The organism is Methanosalsum natronophilum (assembly GCF_024808815.1).
GTDB classification, from domain to species: domain Archaea; phylum Halobacteriota; class Methanosarcinia; order Methanosarcinales; family Methanosarcinaceae; genus Methanosalsum; species Methanosalsum natronophilum.
Genome location: NZ_JANUCS010000005.1, coordinates 64003 through 88655 on the forward strand (window position 1 = coordinate 64003; position 24653 = coordinate 88655).

Genomic DNA, 24653 nt, shown 5'->3' on the forward strand with positions numbered 1-24653 from the left:
CTTTTTTTTTCATCCAAATAAATAACTAGTTCTGGAAAAATTAATATTAATGCCATACATTACCCTATCATATGACCGATTTTATAATGATATGGGATTCACCAATACTTTTTGAAAAGCTTTTCCAAGAACATGATATGACATGTGATAGAGTAAATTCAAGTAGTATCAATACACCATTCTTACCCGCATGTAAAGGTATCATCATACCCACAGGTTTTGCTAACCCTGCATACTCAAAAGTATATTCAAACATTGAAAAATGTGCTGATAGACTTGAGAAGTTTGTTAAAAATGGCGGTACTCTTGTCGTATATGGACCTACAATAAATGAATATGATTATTGCTGGTTACCATACAATTTTAGGTATATCCAGGATCATAAGAGTACATTGTTAGGCAGAGATCTTACTGATGATCAGTTTTCTAAATTGATAATAGAAGAATCAGATGAACACATAGAATGTGACGGGTATTTTCACAAATCTGACGAATTTGAAGAATGTATCTATAATAATAACGATGAATGTATACTAATAGCTAAAAAACATGGTAAAGGTACTATCATTTTGACTTCGATCCATGAATTTCCATCACCTAATTTCTTGAAGTGGATAAAAGATACTTCCAGCAAAGTTAAACTTTGAAAAATTGAATGATTAGATTCACTTTTTTCTAATATTCTCTTTATTATTCCTTAACTTTTCTATCTCATCAAGAGCATCTTTTATCTCAAGAACAAAAAGACCAGTACAGGGTTTTATGAACCTAAATACTATAGAATTGTTTCTGATACCTGCCGGTATTTGTTCACTTCCTACCAGAGCAATGTCTCTTATCTTGTACCCTGCTTTTACATAATAGACCTCATCACAAATATCCATGATAAGATCTTCACATTCTTTCGGTGTTGCATCTTTTAGAAGTATATCATATTTGATATCATTTAAACAAACCATTTTTATTAACACTACCTTTATTTATTGATAAGAAAGCGAGTATCAACTCATTCAAGAGCAAGACCATTTACCATAATTCCTTTTTCACATATATGGCCAACAACTTTTCCATCAACGCTCGCTGCAACCTCCTCTGCAAACTGAGGAGATGTTATCAGGACAAAGCCCATGCCCATATTAAATGTTTTATACATTTCATGGTCATCAATATTTCCCTCTTTTTGGAGGAATTTAAATATATCACAAGGTTCTATCGGGTCAGAAATATCAAAGCCTAACTCTGTTATTCTTCTAAGTTTTAATAGGCCACTACCTGTAATGTGTGCAAGTCCGTGTATATCAAAGTCCCTTATCGAATTGAGCACTTCCATATAGATTCTTGTAGGTTCTAACAGAACCTCTCCAATCGTTTTAGATGTATCGTATGGAAATTTATCATGATATGAATGCTTTGATTCCTCCATTATCTTTCGAACAAGAGTATACCCATTACTATGAACACCGCTTGAAGGAATACCTATAATAGAATCACCTATCTCGATGGCATCTCCAGTAATAATATCTTCTTTTTTGACCATTCCAAGACATGCACCTGCAAGATCAAAACCTTTAATTAGTTCTGGTAAAGTCGCAGTTTCTCCGCCCACAATCGATACTCTGGAAATGTTGGCACCTTTAACCAATCCCTCACCAATTTGTTTAGCAAAGTTATCGTCGTGTGCTTCGACTGCCAAATAGTCAACGAAAGCTAGAGGCTCTGCACCAATCGCAAGCAGGTCATTCACATTCATAGCTATACAATCAATACCAACAGTATCCCATTTTTTCATTTCATTAGCAATAAGGACCTTCGAGCCAACGCCATCTGTAGTCATAGCCAGTGCATAATCACCAAAATCAATAAGACCAGCATAATGTCCTACATCCATCATAGCAGAGCCAAGTCCATCCTTTCGATAGACGAATTTGCTTGTCAATGCCTTTATAGTAGACTCTTCTTGCCCAAAATCAACGCCTGATCCTGCATAAGTTAATTTCTTTCTAGTCAAGTTTCTTTCCTCTCGAATTCAGAATCGAGCTCAAATTCTCGATGAAGAGCTCTTACAGTTCTTATAGAATCACGTTCATGTATCACAAAAGAAATATTGTGCTGTGAAGAGCCCTGACTGATCATTATCACATTAATGTTCTCGCATCCTAATGAATTAAAGACTCTGCCAGCAACTCCCGGAATTCCAGCCATTCCTGCACCAACCACGGCTACAACACTAATATCCTTATCTGACGCAACTCGTACAAAGTCACGTCCAAATTCTTCTTTAATTACTCTAACAGCCACGTCATGATGTGCTTCATCTACAACAATAGACATGTTAGCTTCTGATGACCCTTGACTGATCATAATTATATTTACGCACGCATTTGCAAGGGCAGTGAAAACTCTTGAAGCAGTTCCTATAGCACCGACCATCTCAGCTCCTGAAATATTCACCAATGCAACCCTGTCTATAAGTGTTACAGCCTTTACTACATCCTCTATCTGCATTTCATCTGCTACAATGATTGTTCCAACAAATTCAGGATCGAATGTGTTCTTTACACGTACCGGTATACCACGCCCTATAGCTGGTTCTATTGCACGTGGATGGAGTACTTTAGCCCCAAAATAAGATAATTCCATTGCTTCTTTATAAGATATTTGGGAAATCGTACGGGCTTCGGGTACTATCTTAGGGTCACTGGTCATAATACCTGCAACTTCTTTCCATAACCATATCTCATCTGCATTTATTGAAGCAGCTATGATTGAAGCTGTGAAATCAGAACCTCCTCTGCCAAGAGTAGTGATAATACCTTCTTCACTCTCAGCAATAAAACCTGTTACTATTGGAATATAAGAACATATAGTTGGATTGAGTTTATCATATACCCTATCATATGTGTTTTCTATAGGTTTTGCATTACCATATACATCATCTGTAATGATACCAATATCCCCACCGGTAAAGTTCATAGAATTAATACCTTTGGAACAAACGGCCCCACTGACAATCGGTGCAGCTAATCTTTCCCCATAAGAAGAAATATAGTCGATAGATCTTAAAGTCAACTCACCTAAATAGCAAATACCAATAAGAGCCTTTTCAAGTTCATCTATTCTATCATTAAGTTCTTTTAGAATAGAATCCAGTATTTCATTATCATTGATAGCTGTAGTAGCTACTGTATAATGTTTTTCTCTTAAGTATGATATCAGTTCATTGACTTGAAGGGTTTTTCCATTATATGCAACCGCAGATGCAGTTTCTAACAGTGCATCGGTAACACCTCCTAACGCAGATGTAACTGCAACAACCTCATGACCTTCATCGTGATATTTTTTTAATAGGTCTGCAACATGCAGTATCTTTTCACCATCAGCTATTGAGGTACCACCAAATTTCATTACCAGTCTCATATTAATCTCACATTGCTTAACTTGTGTTAAATATTACTACTCTGATTCTAATGATAATATCTTAAAGAAAATAATTAATATAAATATTTTGAAATTAGTGATACCTGTTACAATTTAGACTAATTAACTGATTCTGAACACATATACTATAAGAGCAGCTATTCCTCCGAATACTAACAGTACTCCAAGAAGTATTAAAGCAAACGGTGGTGTATCTGAAAGGTCGTACCCCTCATCCTCTATTTCATCACCATTACCAGTATCCCCAGAATCTGAACTCCAGAATTTCAAGTTATCAAATATAGAGCTGGTATTCTCAGGTATAATCTCATCATCTAAACTTGGTTCACCTATATCAACTGTCGAATCTACTACAGTTATACTTATTTCTTTAAATGATCGCGTACCATCTGATGCAACTACTTCCAGCTCTATCTCATGTTCACCTAAATCTAGATCCTCTAATAAGACAGAGTAAGTACCTTGTTGTGGGCTGTTACGTCTATCTATAATATCATTATTCAACGATACTATAGCTTCCTGTACATCATCATCTCCAATATAATATCTTACTACTGTGATCTCGTCTTGCTTAACTGCACTTTTATCTTGATCACTTAAGAACAGGTCAATATCCTTATCACCCACCAAATATTCTCTTTGAGAGATTTGTTCAAAGAAAACAACTTCTGAATGGGTACTAACAAAAGAATTCACGGGTCGTGCAGTGAAAATTGTCATTGGTTGACCATCTATTTCTCTATTATAGTAGAAAATATCTCCAATCTCAATCTCATCATCAATGAGAGAAAAATCGTTCCTCATCAATCTCAAACTAACTTTATCCTTTGAATTGCGATCAATATCAAGTACTTCAAGTGCATATCCTTCCTCCAATTCTAGAGATTCTCCAACTCTTACACTTTTGGATTCGTCTACCAATAAGAACTCATCAATGTCATACCTCACATCAAGATATTGTTCAATTTTGAATTTGACTCGGTTAGAATCACTTCGTTCTATATATTCAAGAGGTGTGATACTTAAAAGTAAGTAATCAGTTTCATTATCCTCATCATCATCGTCTTCTATCGTGATAATGTATTCAATAGGCGAGTCATTTCGTGCAATATTGTCATCTAGATCATCAACCTCATGATCATCATGATAAATTTCAATAAATGATGATGGTCCACTTTTGCCTATATCAACAATTTTGATAGAGTATCCCTGTTCTAAATGGACAGTTTGTCCAGCTTCAATCTCACTCTCAGAATAATGAACCAGAGCATTTTTTTCATATCCTGCAGCTGTACAAGATACTGAAAAGATAAATACCAAGCATAAGACAAGTAGAATTAACAGTTTAGAGTTTTTCATAGGACCACTTTTTGAGTATTTTAGAGAAAGTTTTTTCATACGTTACAAGTTTTAATATGTTGTTATATTATTTTACTTGTGTTTAATTGATCATATTTGATTTAAAGGTGACCTCATGAAATATCTTATGCTAATTGGAGATGGAATGGCAGATATTCCTATAGAAGAACTAGGAAATAAAACCATTCTTCAGCATGCTAACACACCATATATGGACTACATGGCAAAAAATGGAATCAATGGGTTAGCAAAGACCGTGCCTGATAATATGCCTCCTGGAAGTGATGTTGCAAACATGTCATTACTGGGATACGATCCAAAGAAATACTATTCTGGAAGGGCACCATTAGAAGCTGCGAGCATGGGCGTTGAACTTGCTGAAAATGATATTGCTTTCCGGTGTAACCTTGTAACACTGAAAAACAATTTATTGCAAGATTATAGCGCAGACCATATTTCCACAGAACATGCAACACAACTAATAAATCATCTTAATTCTGCCTTCTGTGACGATTCTTCGTTCCAAATGTATCCTGGTATGAGTTACAAGCACCTCTTAATAGCCAAAGAAGGTTTAGGGACAGATACATTGTGCAAACCACCACATGATATAATGGGCCAATTTTGGAAAGATAATCTTCCTACAGGAAAAGACAGTGAATCTATCTCAGAAATTATTACAAAATCTTATAGTATACTTGAGCATCATCCATTAAACCTTGAAAAGGTCAAAAATAAACAATCTCCTGCCAACTCAATATGGCTTTGGGGACAAGGAAAAGCCCCGGAGTTCCCAGCATTCAATGATATGTATGGAATAAAGGGATCTGTTATCTCTGCAGTAGATCTCATCAAGGGAATTGGAATATACTCTAAGCTTGATGTCATAGAGGTTCCAGGGGCAACTGGCTATTTTGATACAGATTATAAAGCAAAAGCAGAATATGCGATTAATGCATTGACCGAACAGGATCAGGATATAGTTTTCGTGCATGTAGAAGCTCCGGATGAAGCTGGTCATATAGGTAGCATCAAAGAAAAGGTAAGAGCAGTTGAGAATTTTGATGAGAAGGTCGTGGGTACTATTCTCTCTCACATCAAAGACAATAAAGAGAATTATCGAGTCTTGATTACACCAGACCACCCTACACCTATTAAGTTCAGGACACATACAGCCGATCCAGTACCTTTCACCATATATTCAAACAATCCAATACAAAGTGATTACGTGGAATCATACGACGAAAATGCTGCCATTCAAGGATCTCTCGGACAGGTAATGGGTTACGATCTTATCAATACAATGATGAACTTATAATCTTGCACCTAGTACTCTCTTTTGACAATGACAACTTTGTAAAATATAGTTAAATTTATATAGAATAACAAACAATCATAATACTGTATTTTGAATAAAAAATACGTGGGGTGATTATAATGAAGAAAGTTGGCTTTCCAAGAAGAAGAGGTTTATTAGGTCCATGGGACCCATTCGAAGAGATTAGAAGAACACAAGACAGATTAAATGAGCTTTTTGATGAGATAAGCCCAGGTACAGAACTATCTACAGATAATGTAATGGCACCATTAATAGATGTAGAGGAAAATGAGAATAATGTGGTAGTAACTGCAGATATCCCCGGGATAAATAAAGAGGATATCGATATCAGTATAAATGATGATATGTTACAGATCACAGGTAAGTGCCAAACTGAATCTGAAGAAAAGAACGAAAACTACATTCATCGTGAAAGGGCATATAGTATGTTCTCACGGGCAGTGAAATTACCAGCTTCGGTTCAAGAAGATGGAGCAACTGCAAAGTTAGAGAACGGCGTGTTAAAGGTTACACTTCCTAAATCTCAAATTGAAGATAAGGAAAAGAAAATCCTTATTGAATAAATAATCCCCTCTTTTTTAGTAGCTGGTCTGCACAAGACCAGCCTCTTAAAATCATAAGTGCGGCATCAGTTCTAATTTTTCATCATTTTAGTGCTCAGTCGGGGTAACTATCATCATCGCCGCTCATTATTGAACTTTATTGTCTTAGTACATTATTTTATCACGCTGAAGTAAGAAGACCACCGTGTTTAAACAGTGGATGAATTACGTCCCCTATTTGAACTTCCGTCAATGTATTTCTTAATTGTTTCAGCAGATACTTGACCATGTGAACCAATATAATAACTTGGTGACCAAAGATGATTACCCAAAAATTCTTTTTTTCGTAGTTCAGGGAATTTCTGGAATGTTCTCTTTGCAGTGACACCTTTAATTATCTTAACGATATCAGTAGGTGCTATGAACGGTGGTGCAGATATGAAGAGATGTATATGTGCGGGCATGACTTCAAGTTCAAGTATTTCCCATTCCTTAGAATCGGCAATAGTTCTTATCTGGTCATCGAGAAATTGTTTTAATTCATCATTCATAACTTGTTTTCGATATTTAGTACACCATACGATGTGATAATTGATTTCATATACAGCAGAGCTTGAATAAGACATATTCTCCTATAGGCACGAAAGATATTTAAATGTTTTTGACCTATAGATATTTAATGCAGAAATCTTATAAGTTCAGATTGTATCCTACAAAAAAACAGGAAGTGACTTTGAATAAGACACTTGATGTGTGTAGACATATCTATAACGAATTTCTTGCAGACCGTAGAAAAGCATACGAAAGGTGTAATCAAGGATTGTCTACTATGGAACAGTTGTATCAGGTTCAGTATCTTGAATTTGATACAGAAGTACATTCTCAGGTAAAGCAGGATGTAATTAGAAGATTAGGAAAATCCTTTGATGCTTTTTTCAGACGATGTAAGAATGGAGAAGCGAAAGTAGGTTATCCTCGTTTCAAAGGGAAGAAACGATATAACAGTTTTACCTATCCCCAATCTGGTTTTAGTATTTCTGGGAAGAAGTTGAAGCTATCAAAGATTGGAAAAATAAGGATAGTTCAGCATCGGGAAATTGAAGGTAAAATCAAAACCTGTACTATCCGAAAAGATGGGAAACAATGGTATGTCACATTCTCTGTGGTCATTGAGAATAATGTTGAACCTGTTGAACCTGTTACCTTTGTAGGTATTGACGTTGGACTCAATTCTCTGGTAACATTGAGTGATGGTACTCAGATAGATTCTCCAAAATATTATCGCAATACAGAGGCTGAATTAAAGAAACAACAACGTAATCTTAGCAAAAAAAGGAAGTTTTCTAATAATTGGAAGAAACAATGTGACAAGGTAAACAGATTGCATCGGAAAATTCGCAATCAGAAAAATGATTTTAACCATAAACTAAGCAGGGAACTCATCAATACCTATGATTTCATAGCTTTTGAAGACCTGAATGTAAAGAATATGGTTAAAAATTCAAGACTTTCAAAATCAATACATGATGCATCATGGAGTAATCTAATTCAGATTACAAAATACAAAGCGGGAGAAGCTGGTAAGTTTGTAGAATTAGTCAATCCATATAATACATCACAACTTTGTAGCAAATGTGGTCAGAAAGTCGAGAAAACACTTGCATTAAGGGTACATAATTGTCCATACTGTGGATTAGTTCTTGACCGTGACCATAATGCAGCTATCAATATTCTCAATCGTGCTGTAGGAACTACAGTTCAAGCCTGTGGAATTGAGTCGTTGGATTCGATGATGAAGCAGGAAGCCACCATATTCATAGGGTGGTAGTTCACTTTTGGTGGCTTTAACTAATTTCAACAATGTTTAATATTTCTTGTGCATTAGTTGAAAGTATGTCGTTATTATCTGAAAAGTCACTAAAAGATTTGCTGAACAATGAACCACCTTTAGTTGAAGGATTAATTGACAGTGAGTTACAAGTACAGCCAAATGGTATTGAGATGACACTCAAGGATGTTTATGTCTTGGAGGAAGCTGGCAAAGTTGATTATGATAATTCATCCAGATCAATCCCAAATACAACAAAACTTGAATTTGATAATGGTTGGATATATCTTCAAAAAGGATATTACAAGATAACTTTCAATGAAATAGTCAATATCCCAAAGAACATGGCAGCTATAGCAAGAGCTAGGTCCAGCTTAATTAGGTGTGGTGTAACACTTGAAACTGCTGTATGGGATGCTGGGTATAGAGGACGTAGTGAATGTTTGCTTCTAGTTCATAACAAAGAAGGTTTTCATGTTGAAAAGAATGCAAGGGTTATGCAATTACTTTTCTATGTATTAGATTCAGCTGTTGAGCATGGCTATGCGGGTATGTATCAAAATGAGAATATATAACTTAAACAAATAGATTTCAAGTTATAAACAAAGAGGTCATCATATTGAGCGTTGAAATGATTCCCTTAAATGATATTCCTATAATAGAAGAAGGAGATGATATTGCAGATATTGTTTGTAAAAGTATTTCTATCAGAGATGAGGATATAATCATTATTGCATCTACAATCATCGCAAAGTCTGAAGGTGAATTCTTTTCGCTCGAAAATATCAAGCCAGGGAATAAAGCTATAAAAATAGCTAATAGATGTAATATGAAACCTGAACTCGTTCAGGCGATCTTAGATAGGTCTAACGAATGTCTAATAGAGGCTCCATTCATTTTAGTTGAACATAAAAATGGAAGTATTTGTGTCAATGCGGGAGTAGATGATTCGAACGTAGAATCTGGTTTGTATCTCGACCTACCCAAGGATTCTGATAGGAGTGCCAGAGAAATATCAGGAAGAATCACCGAATTGACTAGTCATAACGTATCTGTAATTATTACTGACACTAATGGCAGAGCTTTTAGGAATGGACAAATTGCAGTTGCTGTTGGTATAGCAAACATTGAACCAATAAGAGACTGGGTTGGCGAAAAAGACTTGTTTGGAAATGAACTGCAAATCACACAGGAGGCTATTGCGGATGAATTAGCTGCAGCTGCAAACCTTTTGATGGGTGAAGGTAATGGTGGAACACCAGTTATAATTATTAGAGGTATGAACCTATTTTCTAATAAAAAGTGTTCAGTCAAAGAGTTGTATCGTGATAATGAACAAGATATTATTAGAAAAGGATTAAATGCGCTAAAAAATAATTCTTGATTTGATATATTTATCGCATTTCACCTATTTTTCAAGTTGGCTAAATCTTAGTATTTCTACATCTGCATCTGAGAAAAACTGAAGTGAGTCATTATCAGGGTATTCTGCAAGATAAACTACTTTTTTTATATTGGCATTAATTATCATTTTTGTACATAATATACAGGGTTGGTGAGTACAGTATATAGTAGCGCCTGCTGTAGATACGCCATGTATTGCTGCTTGTATAATAGCGTTCTGTTCTGCATGGACTGCACGACATTTTTCGTGTCTAGTTCCAGATTCTATGTTCTGCAGCTCCCTAATACAACCAATATCAAAGCAATGTTCCATATTACTAGGTGCCCCATTATAGCCTGTAGATAATATACGTTTATCTCTAGCAATAACAGAACCTACCTTATTCCTAAGGCACGTAGATCTTTTTGCCACAACTGATGCTATCTCCAAGAAATATTCGTCAATTAAAGGTCTTTCGATCATCAATGCACATAATGGATAAATAATATAAATAATTATATAGTTTCACAGATCATGTTAGGTTCAGATTTTAGATCACAAATTTCCTTCCTTAAAATAAAACGAGTCAAATAACGGAAATACTTTTATATTTTCTATAATAGAGAAATAGCAAATTCGAGAAGTAGTTAATAATTATATCTCCACGTAGGTTCGTATTTCTTATACTACTAAATCAATATTCGGAGCAGATTTAATAAATGGATTTTAGTTTGTACAAACATATGGACTCTTTTGTTAAACGAAAGAGTAACAAAGAGATCATTGCAATCCCTCTAGCTGTGTTTGCAATTGCTCTTATAATAATTTTGTTCACTTTCGCGAGTACAGGTTCACCTGTGCATCTTGGTATGGAGTTTCAGGGTGGTACACAGATAACAATTGAAACCGATCAAACGTCACGTGAATTAGAAGAGAAGTATTCCGAATATCCGATCACTAGTGTAAGAATAACTGGTGATAGAGCGATTATGCAGTTTGGACCTATGGACAGAGATGTCTATGAAACGCTTGAAAGCGATATTAGAGGCGATCATACATCTATTGACATTAAGCAAATAGGTGCCGTATATGGTCAAGATCTGCAAGTTCAAGCCCTTATGGCTCTGATCATTTCTTTTATCGGTATGGCCCTTATAGTTTTCTTGATATTCAGGACATCTATCCCCTCACTTGTAGTGATTCTTTCAGCCACTTCCGATATTGCTATTGCTTTAGCTTTCATGAACCTAGTTGGTATAGAGCTTACATTAGGTACAGTTGCAGCACTATTGATGATAATAGGTTATTCTGTGGACAGTGACATTTTGCTCAATACAAGGATATTGAAGCGAAGAGGAAGCACAGAAGAGAAGGTCTCTAGGGCAATGGATACAGGGATTACTATGACCACAACAACATTAGCAGCACTTGTTGTTATGTATCTAGTTTCAACATATCCTCATATGCTCATTCCAGCACTTACTCCAATAGGTTTACTATCCGAGATCTCAATTGTACTAATATTCGGTCTTGCAGCTGATATCATGAATACCTGGATGCTTAATACAGGAATATTGAGATGGTATGTGGATAAGCCGGGCAGGAGGCTGAAAATATGAATTATAGGGATGAGGAGCCTCCAAGTTTATTAAAGGACTGGAGAGTACGTATATTTATTGTTATTCTCTTATTGGCAGTAGTTGCTATACAACCATGGTATTCTTCTGATGAAGGATTCACATCTAATCTTCAGTTTGGTTTAGACCTTGAAGGTGGATCATGGCTTCAGCTAAAGTTAGCTGGAGGGTTAGCTCAGCTTGACGCCGATAGTGGTGAAATTGTTAAATACCTAGTTGAATCCATCACTGATGAAGAAGTTAATATCCAGGAAGTGGATACGACCTTAGATCCGGATATAGAAGGGCGTGAAGAAGTATTCATCAAATTCACAACATCAGCCGAACTGATGGAATTCGAGCTCGAAAGGTTTGGAATGACAGATGTTGAGATAGATAGAGCTGACGGTGTTACTACCGTAGAAGCTACAGCTACCAAAGAAAGATTGATCATTGCATACCTTTCACATACACTTGACACAGAAGTTGTATCAGTTCAACAACCTGATGGAACATACTACGAAATCAGGTCAGAAATAAAGTATGAAGAACTGGAAGATCTAATGAATCAGGTAGATGGCTCTGTATTAACTGATGCGGATGGTAATCCAATCTTCCATGAAGGTGTTACTCGAGAAACACGTGACCTTACCCAAAAAATTCTTAGTGACAAGATGGATGCAATGGGATTAAAGGACATCCCTGTAAGGTCCGTTGGTGATGATTATATATTAATAGACTTTGCTGGAATCGATCTTCCAACTGCTCGTGAAATTACTGAGCAGCCTGGTAGGTTTGAGATGAGAATGCAGGTCGATGAAGAAACTACAAGACATGTATTGTATGGAGATGATGTTGTAAGTGTTGGTATGCCAGCGTTCCAGAATGAACAGTGGCATACACCATTCAGATTGAATGAAGAGGGCGCTCGTAAACTCCAGCAAATGGCAATTGAAGTAGGTGCAGTGGATAATCCTGGTGACCATCACCTGATAATGTACCTTGATGACGAAGAGATCTATAGTGCACCACTTAGTTTCTCTGCTGCTCAAAGTTTGAGAGATGCACCTATATACTCATGGCAAGCTTCAACTGGAAGTGATGAAGATAGCCAAGCACAAGCAGAACAGCTACAAATACACCTTCGTGCAGGAGCATTACCAGTTAATGTAGAGATAATTGGTGCAGGTGAAGTAGATCCTACACTTGGAGAACAGTTCAAAAACCAATCTGTATTCATTGGACTGATAGCTCTTTTCGCAGTAGCCACTGCAGTGTTCATAAAATATAGACGAAAAGAGATCCTTGTTCCAATGGTCGGTATCTCAGTTGCTGAAGTTATAATGATACTTGGATTCGCAGCAGCTATCGGTTGGCAACTCGATCTTCCAAGCATTGCAGCTATCATAGCAGTGATTGGTACAGGAATAGATCACCTTATCATTATTACAGATGAAGTGTTGTATGAAGGAAAATTGCCACCTACTAAGGTTTATTTAGCACGTATAACTAAAGCATTCGCTATAATAATGGGAGCTGCAGCAACAACAACTATAGCAATGGCACCTCTAGTATTCCTTGGATTTGGTGCATTGCAGGGATTTGCATTGACTACCATTGTTGGTGTGATGTTAGGTGTGTTCGTGGCAAGACCAGTATATGGAAAAGTCATAAAGAAAGTACTTGAGGATTCTGAGAGTAAAGTTGCTGCAGATTAAAGTCTCAAAGTGCGGTTGGTTGGGATGCAACACAAAAGTAACGATATATGGACTGTGAAATATAGGCCTCGTAGTTTAGCTGAAATGGTTGGGAATGAAAGAACAATTGACTTGCTAACTCGATTAGTCAATTCTAATAATCTCCCACATTTCATTTTCCATGGTCCTGTTGGTTCCGGTAAATCTTCAGCTGCATTTTGTCTTGCAAATGATCTTTACGGTGATAATTATACTAGAAACTTTACATATTTTAACGCTTCAGATTTCTTTACTATGGGTAAAAGGTACATTGTTAGAGATAAAAGGTTTAAGAGGATTATAGGTACTGATGACCCTAAAAAAGTTCGTGAAAGTGTAATATCCATATTCAAACGGATATTGAATGAATACTCTAGTATGTCCCCTATTGACCATGATTATAAGCTCATTTTCATAGACAGTGCAGAATCTTTTGATTCTAGTTCACAGCATGCACTTAGAAGAATCATGGAGAAATATACAGCTACAACTCGATTTATTCTATCTACTACACAGCCTTCAAAGCTGATATCTCCTTTACGATCAAGAGGATTACAGGTATATTTCACATATGTTGCACAAAATGAATTTATTGATTATATGCAACAAATTGTTAATCATGAGGAACTAGTTACTGAAGAAGATGCATTAGATGCTCTGTACTACGATAGTAAAGGAAACATAGAAAAGGGATTGTACACATTGCAACTGGCTATTACTCTAACTAACAGTAACAAGGTAACCTCTGAATCAATTTATGAAGCTATTGTGAGCCAAATACATGAGGGTATAATACCACTTTTTGAATCAGCGATTGATGGCGATATAGTTAATTCAAGAAAACTCATTGATAAGTTGATAATAGAGGATGGGATGTCGGGTGTTGAGATTATTGAACTACTCCATAAAGCTATCATTGAATCAAATGAACCTGAGAGTAAAGTGATCCATTTAATCAAGTTAATCGCAGAGATCGAGCACAAGATGTTACACTCAGCAAACGATCGTATACAGCTTGAACACATGGTTTCAAGATTTTAATTTAATTATAATAACCACTCTTTCCAGAAAAGGATAAAAAATGTCTTCTGACCCTAGTACAAAAGAAAAAGCATGTCGAGAGCTTCTAGACATGGTACTTAATGGGACACTCGCAGATCCTATTGAATTGAATAAAGCAAAAAAAAAAATTAGCCAAAAATATAAATTATCTACTCTCCCTAGCAACCCAGACATAATTAGGGTGGGAGACGAAAGAGAGCAAGATATAGTTAGAGAGATTCTTCGTAGAAAACCTGTCAGAACAATATCTGGTGTGGCAGTGATCGCAGCAATGACCTCGCCTGCGCCTTGTCCACATGGAGCCTGTGTACCTTGTCCTGGTGGACCCACATCCCAATTCAATTCACCACAGAGTTATATGGGACAAGAGCCAGCGACCATGCGTGCCATACATCACAATTATGATCCTTACAGTTCAGTTACATCAAGATTAAATCAGCTCCAGGAGATTGGACACGATATACATAAAGCAGAGCTCATAGTGATGGGGGGCACATTTACATCTCGGTCAATTGATTATCAAGAATGGTTCACAAAAAGATGTATTGAAGCACTAAATGATTATTACAGCACTAATTGGAGAGAAAATCCTAATAGGACCATAACAAGTGGATCATATGTCACCTTAGAAGACGTTCAAGTAGCTAATGAAAGAGCAGATATCAGAAATATTGGGATCACATTTGAAACTAGACCTGATTGGGCACGAATTGAACATATCGATCGTATGTTAAGCTTAGGAGCTACTAAGGTCGAGCTCGGGGTTCAAAGCATCTACAACTATGTTCTAAGCAGAATAAACAGAGGTCATACTGTTCAGGATACAATTGAAGCTAACAGATTGCTAAGAGATAACGGGCTGAAAGTAGGGTTCCATATGATGCCACATCTCCCGGGTATGGATTTTGAAACCGATTTACATAGTTTTAAAACGCTTTTTAATGATTCAAGATTCATGCCTGATTACCTTAAGATATATCCTACACTTGTGACAGAAGACACTGAACTATATGAGATGTGGAAAAGAGGTGATTACAAATCACCTGATGATATAGAAACCGCACATTTAATTGCAAATATAAAACGCCATTTACCAGAATGGGTACGATTACAGCGTATACAGCGAGACATACCTGCACATCAAATCTTTTCAGGGAATAGAAAAAGTAACATTCGCCAAATAGCTAAAGATATTCTGAAAAGAGAGGGGGGCGAATGCAGGTGTATCAGATGTAGGGAAGTGGGTCATAAAATCCTGCAAGGTAATGAGCCAAGCCCAGATAATGTAAGGCTTAAAGTCACTAGTTATGATGCATCTGAGGGTAAAGAAAAGTTTCTCGCTTATGAGGACAGTAGTGATGACCTATTAGTAGGTTTTCTTAGGTTAAGATATCCTGGTAATCCACATCGAAAGGAGTTACATAATGCTGCACTTGTTAGAGAATTACATGTATACGGCTCAATGGTACCCGTTGGCAAGAAAGCAGGGATAAAAGAGTGGCAACATAAAGGATATGGTACACATTTATTAGAACATGCAGAAACAATGGCTTCAAATGAAGGATTTAAAAAAATATCCATTATCAGTGGAATTGGGGTAAGAGATTATTATCGTAAACATGGATATGAACTTGATGGAGTTTATATGTCAAAATTTTTGACTTAAATGCGGTATCTCTAAAATTTTTCAATTGAAATATATTTATATTAACTTTTTCTTAAGTATACAAGCAAAGAGTTCTGTTAAGGTTACCATGTGCGATACTGCAAAGATTGAATTGATCCTAAAAAACTTAGATGAAATCAATGAAAAATTAGATAAGATCATTGAAAACAATAATCATAATCATAATCATAACAATAATGATATATCTGAAAAAGAAGATGATCACGGCCATACATTAGATGTGATGACACTTCTAACCTTGCCAGAACATCTACGAACAACTGCTACAGCTCTATTTGAGCTTGGCACCGCTACTGCAGATTCTGTTGCTGAAATCACAAAAAAAGAACGAGCTGTTGAAAGCAATTATTTAAACCAACTTGTTAGAATGGGCCATGTAAAAAAACAAAGGTTAGGAAGAAAAGTATATTTTTTAGTTGATGATAAATAAATATAGTTGAAGTCGTACTCATAAAAAAAGTAGTCATAAAAATTGAACGGGACATAATATTATTATTATTATTATTAAGGTCAATTATTAATTAATATCAGGGTTTTCATGAGTCGAACAATAGCGATACATTCTAGTAAAGGAGGAACTGGAAAAACAAGTCTTGCATTAAATCTTGCAGGATCTTACGTCAGTTCTGGAAAAAAGGTTTGTCTCATGGACATGGATTCGAAAGGGCCTTCTTTGCATTCATTTTTCAATGTCACACCAAATAATTATTTCAATGAATATTTGAGGGGCGCTATCTCTATCCATGAAACTTTGACAAATATTGATTTAGATCGTTCTGGACAAAAGGGTGAGCTTTATGTTGCTTTTTCTGATCCCGAGATAGGTGCAATCAGAGAATTCTCAACAATGGACCGTAAATGGCAAACTAAAATTCTAAAACGACTTATTAATGCTAAAAAGGATTTAGAAGGGCTCGGGATCGATATAATTATATTAGACACAAGTCCGGGTGTTGAATTCGGATCAGTAAATGCAGTAGCTGTCTCTGATTTCGTTCTCGTAACTGTGAAACCAAATAAAATATGTATTCAAAGTATAGAACAAGTGATTAACGGAATATACCGAATGCTTGGTAAAGAATGCGCCATTATCGAAAATATGTGTCCTGAGAGCAAGGATCATTATTGTTCTCTATCAAATACCAACTTAGAAGTTCCTATACTAGAATCAATTCTGTGCAGGTGTGACATTTCCACATTAGTATGTAAAGAGATAATTACACTTCAAAGACCTGAACATCCTTATTCAAAATCGGTTTTTAGAATAAGAGATAAACTAGATTCCCACTTGAACCTAGACTAGTTCTATTTCCTGCTCATTTCTTCTTCAAGCACTCTTTTTACATCATTACTAACATAATCCTTGATTGTCTTCTTTTTATCGGTTTCAACACTTCCTTCGATCATATTCATGTTATTCAATGTGTAATAAACTACCGAAACAATAAGATACATTATAAATGCAGCAGCAAATGCTAACAAAAAACGTTCAACTGGGTATAGAAAAATAACACCACTATAATAGTTTGCAGGTATTTCTTTAAGTAGCAGACTCATTATACTTCCAGTTAAATGATCTGAAAGGACACCCATCAATGAAATTAATAGAAGGGTTAAAAATGTGTATATTCCTATGCCATTAGATCTAGACCATAATTGTTTGAATATTAATATGAATATTAGAAGTATCAGGAGATGGAACCATACATAATAAAATACCTCTCTTCCCACATCAAACAAGTACCATCCAACAATCAAAAGAGAATAGATACAAATAACAATGTTTTCTTTTTGCCTAATGAGAAACCCAGCAATTATGGATGATAGAACTACAAATAGAGGTGAAATCAAAAAAAAGGTTGAGTATTCTAAGCGTTCAGGGCTTGTTATGAAATGAGCGGATATTCCAACAAATGTTATCATTCCGCCAAGATACGGGCCAAGAAGCATTCCATTTAGGGGACCAAATATTGCAGTTGAACTAATAATTGCATTTTCAATACCCATTACATTCTGGAAGTCAGGTAACCAGCTCCCAAAATATGTTAATAGTAATGCAATTGTTGCATAAACCACTTTAATGTTATTTGATTTGGTCAGTATATTATGGAATTTTATTGACACATTAATAATATAATGAAATCACAATATAAATATATAGCTTATAAAAATAAATTGACATTAATCTGTTCTGTTTCCATATTTTACAATATTAATTAGAATTATTTTTAATAGAATAATCTTTATATAGTATACTGTATATACAAATAAGATAGACATTAGTGAATTTTTTAATATAACTTCCCAAAAGTTATAAATTATTCCAAAATAAGTATAAAGTGATTACAATGAAAATAAGAGTTGTTAGTTCAAAAGACGAGATTGAAACACTCGGATCCGATGAGGAAATTGTGCATTTGGCATTCAGACCATCAAATACAGATATCTTTTCACTAGTCATGAAATGCCCTGATGTAAAGGCATTACACATTCCAAGTTCCTATAAAAAGACCTTATCCAGGTCAGCTGAAATGTATTTGGAAATGCAAGGTATCAAACTCCTTGAAGGAGATGTATGGGGTCATAGAAAAGATATTAATGAATATTCTGAAGTTTCAAGGAATGTATATGACCGTATAACAGAACTTAGAAATGAGGGACTTCCTGAAGAAGAGATTGCTGAGAAGATGTCAAAGGAAACAAGGTTAAGCCCAGATTTCATTGAGTTTCTCATGAAAGAAAAATAATTTTTATTGAGCTATAGATATAGCTCTATCCTTTTTTTTATCACGCTGAAGTAAGAAGACCACCGTTTTTAAACGGTGGATGAATTACGTCCCCTATTTGAACTTCCTTCAATGTATTTCTTAATTGTTTCAGCAGATACTTGACCATGTGAACCAATATAATAACTTGGTGACCAAAGATGATTACCCAAAAATTCTTTTTTTCGTAGTTCAGGGAATTTCTGGAATGTTCTCTTTGCAGTGACACCTTTCATTATCTTAACGATATCAGTAGGTGCTATGAACGGTGGTGCAGATATGAAGAGATGTATATGTGCGGGCATGACTTCAAGTTCAAGTATTTCCCATTCCTTAGAATCGGCAATAGTTCTTATCTGGTCATCGAGAAATTGTTTTAATTCATCATTCATAACTTCTTTTCGATATTTAGTACACCATACGATGTGATAATTGATTTCATATACAGCAGAGCTTGAATAAGACATATCCTCATATAGGTACAAAAGATATTTAAATGTTTTTGACCTATAGATATCTAATGCAAAAATCTTATAAGTTCAGATTGTATCCTACAAAAAAACAGGAAGTGACTTTGAATAAGACACTTGATGTGTGTAGACATATCTATAACGAATTTCTTGCAGACCGTAGAAAAGCATACGAACAGTGTAATCAAGGATTGTCTACTATGGAACAGTTGTATCAGGTTCAGTATCTTGAATTTGATACAGAAGTACATTCTCAGGTAAAGCAGGATGTAATTAGAAGAGTAGGGAAATCCTTTGATGCTTTTTTTCAGACGATGTAAGAACGGAGAAGCGAAAGTAGGTTATCCTCGTTTCAAAGGGAAGAAAAGATATAACAGTTTTACCTATCCCCAATCTGGTTTTAGTATTTATGGAAAGAAGTTGAAGCTATCAAAGATTGGAAAAATAAGGATAGTTCAGCATCGGGAAATTGAAGGTAAAATCAAAAATTGTACTATCCGCAAAGATGGGAAACAATGGTATGTCATATTCTCTGTAGTCATTGAGAATAATGTTGAACCTGTTGAACCTGTTACCTTTGTAGGTATTGACGTTGGACTCAATTCTCTGGTAACATTGAGTGATGGTACTCAGATAGATTCTCCAAAATATTATCGCAATACAGAGGCTGAATTAAAGAAACAACAACGTAATCTTAGCAAAAAAAGGAAGTTTTCTAATAATTGGAAGAAACAATGTGACAAGGTAAACAGATCGCATCGGAAAATTCGAAATCAGAAACATGATTTTAACCATAAACTAAGCAGGGAACTCATCAATACCTATGATTTCATAGCTTTTGAAGACCTGAATGTAAAGAATATGGTTAAAAATTCAAGACTTTCAAAATCAATACATGATGCATCATGGAGTAATCTAATTCAGATTACAAAATACAAAGCGGGAGAAGCTGGTAAGTTTGTAGAATTAGTCAAGCCATATAATACATCACAACTTTGTAGCAAATGTGGTCAGAAAGTCGAGAAAACACTTGCAGTAAGGGTACATAATTGTCCATACTGTGGATTAGTTCTTGACCGTGACCATAATGGCGCTATCAATATTCTCAATCGTGCTGTAGGAACTACAGTTCAAGCCTGTGGAATTGAGTCGTTGGATTCGATGATGAAGCAGGAAGCCACCCTATTCATAGGGTGGTAGTTCACATCTTCTATTAGTCCAGGTTCATATTCAATTGTTGTGATTGATACGGTAGATCTAGGAGAATACACTAATAAGATCCCATCTTGTATTCCAGCTTCTTCTACTATTTGAATCACATCAGGAGTAATATCAATAATATCAGTATTACCCTGAGTCTTATATGTAAGTGTTTTATCAAATACTGACATTGAACAATAGCCTCACTGCGGCATTTCTGCCAGTTTTATTCCAACAACTGTCGCCAGAATAACAAATACAAGCAATGATAGAACATGGCCTATACTTTCTTGTGGTGAGCTTATCAAGTTCACCATAACTAAAAGGAGACTGAAAACTAAAACCATACTTATAGATGACAGTATTTCAACATGTTGTTTCTTCATCGTACTATAGAATAGTTGATTTAGTACATCAATTTAACGCAAGTTTGGTATCTATTTAATTCAATAAACGTTTGGGAATCTATAAATAAAACTGTGAACATTTTTAGGCAAAATAATAATGATAATCTAATCTCAATCAAAAAAAACGTATAATGGAACTCAGTATGACAACATTTGAACGAGATCTTGTACAATCTTTTAATCATTTTTTTGAGAAAAGCAGTATTAAAGGAATTGCTTATAGAATGAAACAGCATAGGTTCACTCATCAATACCTGGATATACTTGTTGATTCCTTGAATCCTGATTACTATATAGGAATAGAATGTAAAAGTATTTCAGTTCAAAAGGGTGCTAATGCACTTTATTTCACTCAACACTTCACTAAAGATAAAAATGGTGTTCACCAAATCGAAAGAATTTCCAAGTTCTTGAAAATGTCGGGAAGAATGGGTTTTCTTGCAATTGAACTTAGGTTAGGAGCTGGAAAGAGCAGAAAGGCATATGCAATTCCATGGAACATTCTTGCTGAAAAGTTTAATTCAGATGATGTCATTAAACTCTCCGTTCCTGAGATTGAAGAGTTTCCTGTAATCAAAAGATGTGAAGGAAACTATATCATCGATCCTGTTGGGTGGAGAGAGAGTAAAAGGATACTTGAATGAATGAATCGATTCATAGTTTAGGGGTAATAACTTGTCTTCAGTCTACGAAAAGATGAAAATACGAGCTAAATATTGTGCAGATGAGATTAAAAAACATGATCATGTTCATGTCGTATCACATATCGATGCTGATGGTCTAACGTCTGCAGGTATTATCTGTAAGGCGCTTGGGAGATCTAACATTGATTATTCAATACAGTTCATAAAACAATTAGATGAGACCATCATCAAAGAAATTGGCAATAAAGATTATAATTTAGTGATTTTCACGGATCTAGGTAGTGGTATGTTAAGCAGTATTCAAGAGCATAACATAAACGCTATTGTATCTGACCACCACGTACCACGTGGTGATATTGATTTACATTTAAATCCACATTTGTTTGGTGCAAATGGATCAAGTGAATTGAGTGGGTCTGGAACTACCTACATCCTTGCAACACAACTAGGCAACAACACCGACCTTGCAGATTTAGCTATTGTAGGTGCAGTTGGAGATTTACAGCATTCAAAACACGGGAAACTTATAGGACTTAACCGGAAAATATTAGATGAAGGTATGGATCATCATGTGTTAGATTGTTACAAAGACATAACTTTTTTTGGGAAACAAACAAGGCCAGTGTTTAAATTACTCCAATTTGCAAGTGATCCATACCTCCCAGGATTAACTGGTAATGAAGATGCATGTATAGAGTTTTTAGCTTCAATGAACTTAAGATTTAGTGGAGATGAAAGGTGGAGAAGGTGGATTGATCTTACACAAGATGAAAAACAAACAATTGTATCTTCTTTGTTCCAATATTCTTTAAATAATGGAATCAGCAGCTATAAATTAAACCGTATTGTTGGGGAAGTTTATAATTTAATGAATGAGACTGAAGGTACAGAGATGAGGGATGCTTCAGAATACTCTACACTTCTAAATGCAACTGCACGTTATGACCATGCAGATATTGGATTGGCTGTTTGTATGGGTGACCGAGGTGAGGCATATGAAGCTGCACGAAGGTTATTGAACGAGCATCGTCAAAATCTTGTTAATGGACTTCAGTTCGTTAAGGAAAATGGTGTTACAATACTTGACAATTTACAATATTTCGATGCTGGAAAAAATATTAGGGAAACCATAGTCGGAATAATAGCCGGTATGAGTACTACAATAGTAGAGAACAGAGATTTACCAATAATAGCTTTTGCTGATACTGATAATGGAGTCAAGGTCTCTGCTCGGGCAACTCAAGACCTTTTACGTAAAGGTGTGAATCTCTCAAAAGCAATTTCTGATACATGTAATGAAATAGGTGGTAGTGGTGGTGGACACGATATTGCTGCTGGAGCTACTATTCCATCGGAATTAAGACACGAATTTATAACAAAATTAGATCAAGTAATAGGACATCAAATGAATCAGAAATAATCAAAATAAGGGTGAAAACGGTTTATCACGCTGAAGTAAGAAGACCACCGTTTTTAAACGGTGGATGAATTACAGGTTAAATAATATCATCTATTAATTGCATTTCATCAATATCCAAAAGGGTAGACATTGCATTAATACTGATAAAATATCCATTTTCTTGAACTACTGCCATTGGATTAGTACCACCGATTACAGCTATCCCAAAATGATCACGTTGAACATTAACATCAAGAACTCGTGAGTTGGGTTCACCTACCTCTAAAATACCACTTATACCAACATCAATCATATCAGCTAGAGTACTCTCAATATCATCTTTTGCAATCATGGGAGCCCCACGTAAACTGGCCAATATTTTCCCAGAACCCGTTCGAAGCATTCTGGAGACTGATGTTACTTCTTGTGACATCAGAACTTCAAGAGGGTCGATAGTAGTACTTTCATACCTTAATACATCAGTAAACCTTGTAGGAACTCCATCTTTTATCTGTACAAGTCCACCAAATTGTGGTTTTACCAATATACCCGACTTGAGTAGGATCCCATCAACTGTTATACTGCAAACAGTAGCAATACCTATCATGTTTTCTTCTATCGTATACCCAGATATAGTGTCGCCACTTTCAAGGAGTTTTACATATGAACTAACTGTGAGACCGCTAGACATTGTTTTATTAAAAATGTTCAGAATTGCTTCAGCATCTTCTTCTTTAAATACTGAAATATTTACTACAAGATCGCCTTCCTCTTTTTTCGGATCGAATGTAGTCCTGTACATCAAATCTTCGATCTTAGCTGAAGTAAATTGGAGTCTATAACCTTGAGATTGCATCATCGTACCTCATGAAATATACATTCTCCCGATAATAATAGTTGTTCATTTGAAATTAACATATATAGACTCAAGATAACAATAACAAATCTATAACGATGAGTTAGCTTCATTGCTTATACAAAGAAGAAAATAGTTCTGTATGATTTTGGGGTTTTGTTAGGAATTCCAGCTTATCAATATCATATACTAGCTCATACATGTCTTTACCAGGAATTAGTCCAAACTCTCTTAACTTACCTGGTTTTTCTGTTCTTAGTTCAGGTATTTGTTCATATTCATTATTCTTTACAATTCCATCAACTAAAAAATAATACGTTGCACCTCTACATCTTCGATATGGTTCATATATAGACGAAAATTGAGAACAAACCCAATTTGCCATCCTTAATGTTGTAGTTGACCTGTTCAAAGTGACATGCCCATATCCAGGTGGAACAATTACCACATCTCCCTGATGAGCATTTATCTGAATATTATCTTCTATGACCTTATCGAAATAGTCATCAACTCTTTTTTGTAAAATATAAGTTGCTTTACCTTCAAGTACTTGATATACTTCAGGATAAGTTATTTTAGTGTCCGGAACAGAAGGATGATAATGTCCTGCAGTCTTCACATATTCATTCCCCATAATATATGGAGGTATTACTGTTATATCATACCTCAATTGATTATTTTGAATGATGAGATGTTCTTCTTCATTATGATAGAGGTCACGATACATATAATATAATTCTTTATCTGGAGTTGATTTCAACCATTCCAAATCGTGAACTACATCTTTAATGTCATATAACATTCTGATATCAGGTTCGTTATCACCTATTAAATCAAATTTTATACTCATTCCCATATTTCCACTCTTTGTTGCCCACTTTTAGAAAATCTTAATATAAGAGATTGTTATTTTCCTTATTA

Annotated in this window: 29 protein-coding genes; 17 read left to right on the forward strand and 12 right to left on the reverse strand. The window is 35.4% G+C overall.

The genetic code is table 11. The annotated features are described in order from the left end of the window. Positions 1 to 71: 71 nt before the first annotated feature. The gene (locus J2T59_RS04140; protein WP_259134227.1) at positions 72 to 647 is read left to right on the forward strand and encodes a hypothetical protein; all 576 of its coding nucleotides are present in this window, start codon (positions 72 to 74) and stop codon (positions 645 to 647) included. An 18-nt stretch (positions 648 to 665) separates the two neighbouring features. Here J2T59_RS04140 and J2T59_RS04145 read toward each other — a convergent pair whose 3' ends face one another. From J2T59_RS04145 to J2T59_RS04160, 4 genes are all read right to left on the reverse strand, one after another. After that, the gene (locus J2T59_RS04145; RefSeq protein WP_259134229.1) at positions 666 to 959 is read right to left on the reverse strand and encodes a DUF1894 domain-containing protein; all 294 of its coding nucleotides are present in this window, start codon (positions 957 to 959) and stop codon (positions 666 to 668) included. Positions 960 to 1006: 47 nt separating this feature from the next. Next, the gene (purM, locus tag J2T59_RS04150) at positions 1007 to 2008 is read right to left on the reverse strand and encodes a phosphoribosylformylglycinamidine cyclo-ligase (RefSeq protein ID WP_259134232.1); all 1002 of its coding nucleotides are present in this window, start codon (positions 2006 to 2008) and stop codon (positions 1007 to 1009) included. Continuing rightward, on the reverse strand, positions 2005 to 3417 hold the full coding sequence (locus J2T59_RS04155) for an aspartate kinase (protein WP_259134233.1): 1413 nt from the start codon (positions 3415 to 3417) through the stop codon (positions 2005 to 2007). The genes purM and J2T59_RS04155 overlap by 4 nt, the downstream gene beginning before the upstream one ends. A gap of 123 nt (positions 3418 to 3540) precedes the next feature. Then, positions 3541 to 4797 carry an S-layer protein domain-containing protein gene (locus J2T59_RS04160; RefSeq protein ID WP_259134236.1) on the reverse strand — a complete coding sequence of 419 codons (1257 nt, stop codon included), beginning with the start codon at positions 4795 to 4797 and terminating at the stop codon, positions 3541 to 3543. A gap of 115 nt (positions 4798 to 4912) precedes the next feature. Here J2T59_RS04160 and J2T59_RS04165 point away from each other — a divergent pair, with 115 nt between their 5' ends. Together J2T59_RS04165 and J2T59_RS04170 are read left to right on the forward strand one after the other, a co-directional pair. Continuing rightward, positions 4913 to 6115: a cofactor-independent phosphoglycerate mutase gene (locus tag J2T59_RS04165; protein WP_259134239.1), complete on the forward strand. Its 1203-nt coding sequence runs from the start codon at positions 4913 to 4915 to the stop codon at positions 6113 to 6115. Positions 6116 to 6234: 119 nt separating this feature from the next. Beyond that, positions 6235 to 6699: an Hsp20/alpha crystallin family protein gene (locus tag J2T59_RS04170; RefSeq protein WP_259134242.1), complete on the forward strand. Its 465-nt coding sequence runs from the start codon at positions 6235 to 6237 to the stop codon at positions 6697 to 6699. A 188-nt stretch (positions 6700 to 6887) separates the two neighbouring features. Here J2T59_RS04170 and tnpA (J2T59_RS04175) read toward each other — a convergent pair whose 3' ends face one another. After that, positions 6888 to 7304 carry an IS200/IS605 family transposase gene (gene tnpA / locus J2T59_RS04175; protein WP_259134245.1) on the reverse strand — a complete coding sequence of 139 codons (417 nt, stop codon included), beginning with the start codon at positions 7302 to 7304 and terminating at the stop codon, positions 6888 to 6890. A gap of 53 nt (positions 7305 to 7357) precedes the next feature. On the opposite strand from tnpA (J2T59_RS04175), the gene J2T59_RS04180 reads away from it, so the two are divergent. The 3 genes from J2T59_RS04180 (at position 7358) to J2T59_RS04190 (ending at position 9890) form a co-directional block, all read left to right on the forward strand. Continuing rightward, positions 7358 to 8506: an RNA-guided endonuclease InsQ/TnpB family protein gene (locus J2T59_RS04180; protein WP_259134248.1), complete on the forward strand. Its 1149-nt coding sequence runs from the start codon at positions 7358 to 7360 to the stop codon at positions 8504 to 8506. 65 nt (positions 8507 to 8571) lie between these two features. Beyond that, the gene (locus tag J2T59_RS04185) at positions 8572 to 9081 is read left to right on the forward strand and encodes a deoxyuridine 5'-triphosphate nucleotidohydrolase (RefSeq protein ID WP_259134355.1); all 510 of its coding nucleotides are present in this window, start codon (positions 8572 to 8574) and stop codon (positions 9079 to 9081) included. A gap of 44 nt (positions 9082 to 9125) precedes the next feature. Then, positions 9126 to 9890, forward strand: coding sequence for a coenzyme F420-0:L-glutamate ligase (locus J2T59_RS04190; RefSeq protein ID WP_374761075.1), 765 nt, complete (start codon positions 9126 to 9128; stop codon positions 9888 to 9890). Between the two features lie 24 nt (positions 9891 to 9914). On the opposite strand, the gene J2T59_RS04195 is transcribed toward J2T59_RS04190, so the two are convergent. Continuing rightward, entirely contained in the window at positions 9915 to 10373 is a 459-nt protein-coding gene (locus tag J2T59_RS04195) for a deoxycytidylate deaminase (protein WP_259134251.1), read from the reverse strand. A gap of 236 nt (positions 10374 to 10609) precedes the next feature. Between J2T59_RS04195 and J2T59_RS04200 the strand changes: the two genes are divergently transcribed. The 6 genes from J2T59_RS04200 to J2T59_RS04225 all read left to right on the forward strand — a co-directional run bounded on the left by J2T59_RS04200 (position 10610) and on the right by J2T59_RS04225 (position 17294). Then, complete coding sequence (locus J2T59_RS04200) at positions 10610 to 11509, forward strand: protein translocase subunit SecF (protein WP_259134254.1); 900 nt, start codon at positions 10610 to 10612, stop codon at positions 11507 to 11509. After that, positions 11506 to 13224, forward strand: a complete 1719-nt coding sequence (locus J2T59_RS04205; RefSeq protein WP_259134256.1) for a preprotein translocase subunit SecD — start codon at positions 11506 to 11508, stop codon at positions 13222 to 13224. Before J2T59_RS04200 ends, J2T59_RS04205 begins: the two co-directional genes overlap by 4 nt. 24 nt (positions 13225 to 13248) lie before the next feature. Beyond that, positions 13249 to 14283 (forward strand): DNA polymerase III delta subunit-related protein, encoded by a 1035-nt coding sequence (locus tag J2T59_RS04210; RefSeq protein ID WP_259134258.1) that lies wholly within the window; start codon positions 13249 to 13251, stop codon positions 14281 to 14283. Between the two features lie 40 nt (positions 14284 to 14323). Continuing rightward, the gene (locus J2T59_RS04215; RefSeq protein WP_259134261.1) at positions 14324 to 15970 is read left to right on the forward strand and encodes a tRNA uridine(34) 5-carboxymethylaminomethyl modification radical SAM/GNAT enzyme Elp3; all 1647 of its coding nucleotides are present in this window, start codon (positions 14324 to 14326) and stop codon (positions 15968 to 15970) included. An 88-nt stretch (positions 15971 to 16058) separates the two neighbouring features. Then, positions 16059 to 16421 (forward strand): helix-turn-helix domain-containing protein, encoded by a 363-nt coding sequence (locus J2T59_RS04220; protein WP_259134262.1) that lies wholly within the window; start codon positions 16059 to 16061, stop codon positions 16419 to 16421. Between the two features lie 108 nt (positions 16422 to 16529). Next, on the forward strand, positions 16530 to 17294 hold the full coding sequence (locus J2T59_RS04225; RefSeq protein ID WP_259134263.1) for a ParA family protein: 765 nt from the start codon (positions 16530 to 16532) through the stop codon (positions 17292 to 17294). Between the two features lie 2 nt (positions 17295 to 17296). On the opposite strand, the gene J2T59_RS04230 is transcribed toward J2T59_RS04225, so the two are convergent. Further along, positions 17297 to 18115: a hypothetical protein gene (locus J2T59_RS04230; protein ID WP_259134265.1), complete on the reverse strand. Its 819-nt coding sequence runs from the start codon at positions 18113 to 18115 to the stop codon at positions 17297 to 17299. Between the two features lie 224 nt (positions 18116 to 18339). Here J2T59_RS04230 and J2T59_RS04235 point away from each other — a divergent pair, with 224 nt between their 5' ends. After that, entirely contained in the window at positions 18340 to 18738 is a 399-nt protein-coding gene (locus tag J2T59_RS04235) for a DUF1699 family protein (protein ID WP_259134268.1), read from the forward strand. Positions 18739 to 18806: 68 nt separating this feature from the next. Here the strand turns inward: J2T59_RS04235 and tnpA (J2T59_RS04240) are convergent, their stop codons facing one another. Beyond that, positions 18807 to 19223, reverse strand: a complete 417-nt coding sequence (tnpA, locus tag J2T59_RS04240) for an IS200/IS605 family transposase (protein WP_259134269.1) — start codon at positions 19221 to 19223, stop codon at positions 18807 to 18809. A 53-nt stretch (positions 19224 to 19276) separates the two neighbouring features. Between tnpA (J2T59_RS04240) and J2T59_RS04245 the strand changes: the two genes are divergently transcribed. Next, positions 19277 to 19546 carry a helix-turn-helix domain-containing protein gene (locus J2T59_RS04245; protein WP_259134271.1) on the forward strand — a complete coding sequence of 90 codons (270 nt, stop codon included), beginning with the start codon at positions 19277 to 19279 and terminating at the stop codon, positions 19544 to 19546. Further along, complete coding sequence (locus J2T59_RS04250) at positions 19524 to 20426, forward strand: RNA-guided endonuclease InsQ/TnpB family protein (protein WP_259134273.1); 903 nt, start codon at positions 19524 to 19526, stop codon at positions 20424 to 20426. The genes J2T59_RS04245 and J2T59_RS04250 overlap by 23 nt, the downstream gene beginning before the upstream one ends. Here the strand turns inward: J2T59_RS04250 and J2T59_RS04255 are convergent. Both J2T59_RS04255 and J2T59_RS04260 read right to left on the reverse strand, forming a co-directional pair. Continuing rightward, complete coding sequence (locus J2T59_RS04255; protein ID WP_259134275.1) at positions 20357 to 20617, reverse strand: YjbQ family protein; 261 nt, start codon at positions 20615 to 20617, stop codon at positions 20357 to 20359. The genes J2T59_RS04250 and J2T59_RS04255 overlap by 70 nt on opposite strands. 12 nt (positions 20618 to 20629) lie before the next feature. After that, on the reverse strand, positions 20630 to 20812 hold the full coding sequence (locus tag J2T59_RS04260) for a hypothetical protein (protein ID WP_259134278.1): 183 nt from the start codon (positions 20810 to 20812) through the stop codon (positions 20630 to 20632). 164 nt (positions 20813 to 20976) lie between these two features. On the opposite strand from J2T59_RS04260, the gene J2T59_RS04265 reads away from it, so the two are divergent. Then, positions 20977 to 21477, forward strand: coding sequence for a hypothetical protein (locus tag J2T59_RS04265; protein ID WP_259134281.1), 501 nt, complete (start codon positions 20977 to 20979; stop codon positions 21475 to 21477). A gap of 52 nt (positions 21478 to 21529) precedes the next feature. Further along, positions 21530 to 22897: a RecJ family nuclease gene (recJ, locus tag J2T59_RS04270; protein ID WP_259134361.1), complete on the forward strand. Its 1368-nt coding sequence runs from the start codon at positions 21530 to 21532 to the stop codon at positions 22895 to 22897. A gap of 76 nt (positions 22898 to 22973) precedes the next feature. Here recJ and J2T59_RS04275 read toward each other — a convergent pair whose 3' ends face one another. Together J2T59_RS04275 and J2T59_RS04280 are read right to left on the reverse strand one after the other, a co-directional pair. Then, complete coding sequence (locus J2T59_RS04275; protein WP_310572656.1) at positions 22974 to 23735, reverse strand: DUF128 domain-containing protein; 762 nt, start codon at positions 23733 to 23735, stop codon at positions 22974 to 22976. A gap of 106 nt (positions 23736 to 23841) precedes the next feature. After that, the gene (locus tag J2T59_RS04280) at positions 23842 to 24582 is read right to left on the reverse strand and encodes a glucose-6-phosphate isomerase family protein (protein WP_310572657.1); all 741 of its coding nucleotides are present in this window, start codon (positions 24580 to 24582) and stop codon (positions 23842 to 23844) included. Positions 24583 to 24653 lie beyond the last annotated feature (71 nt).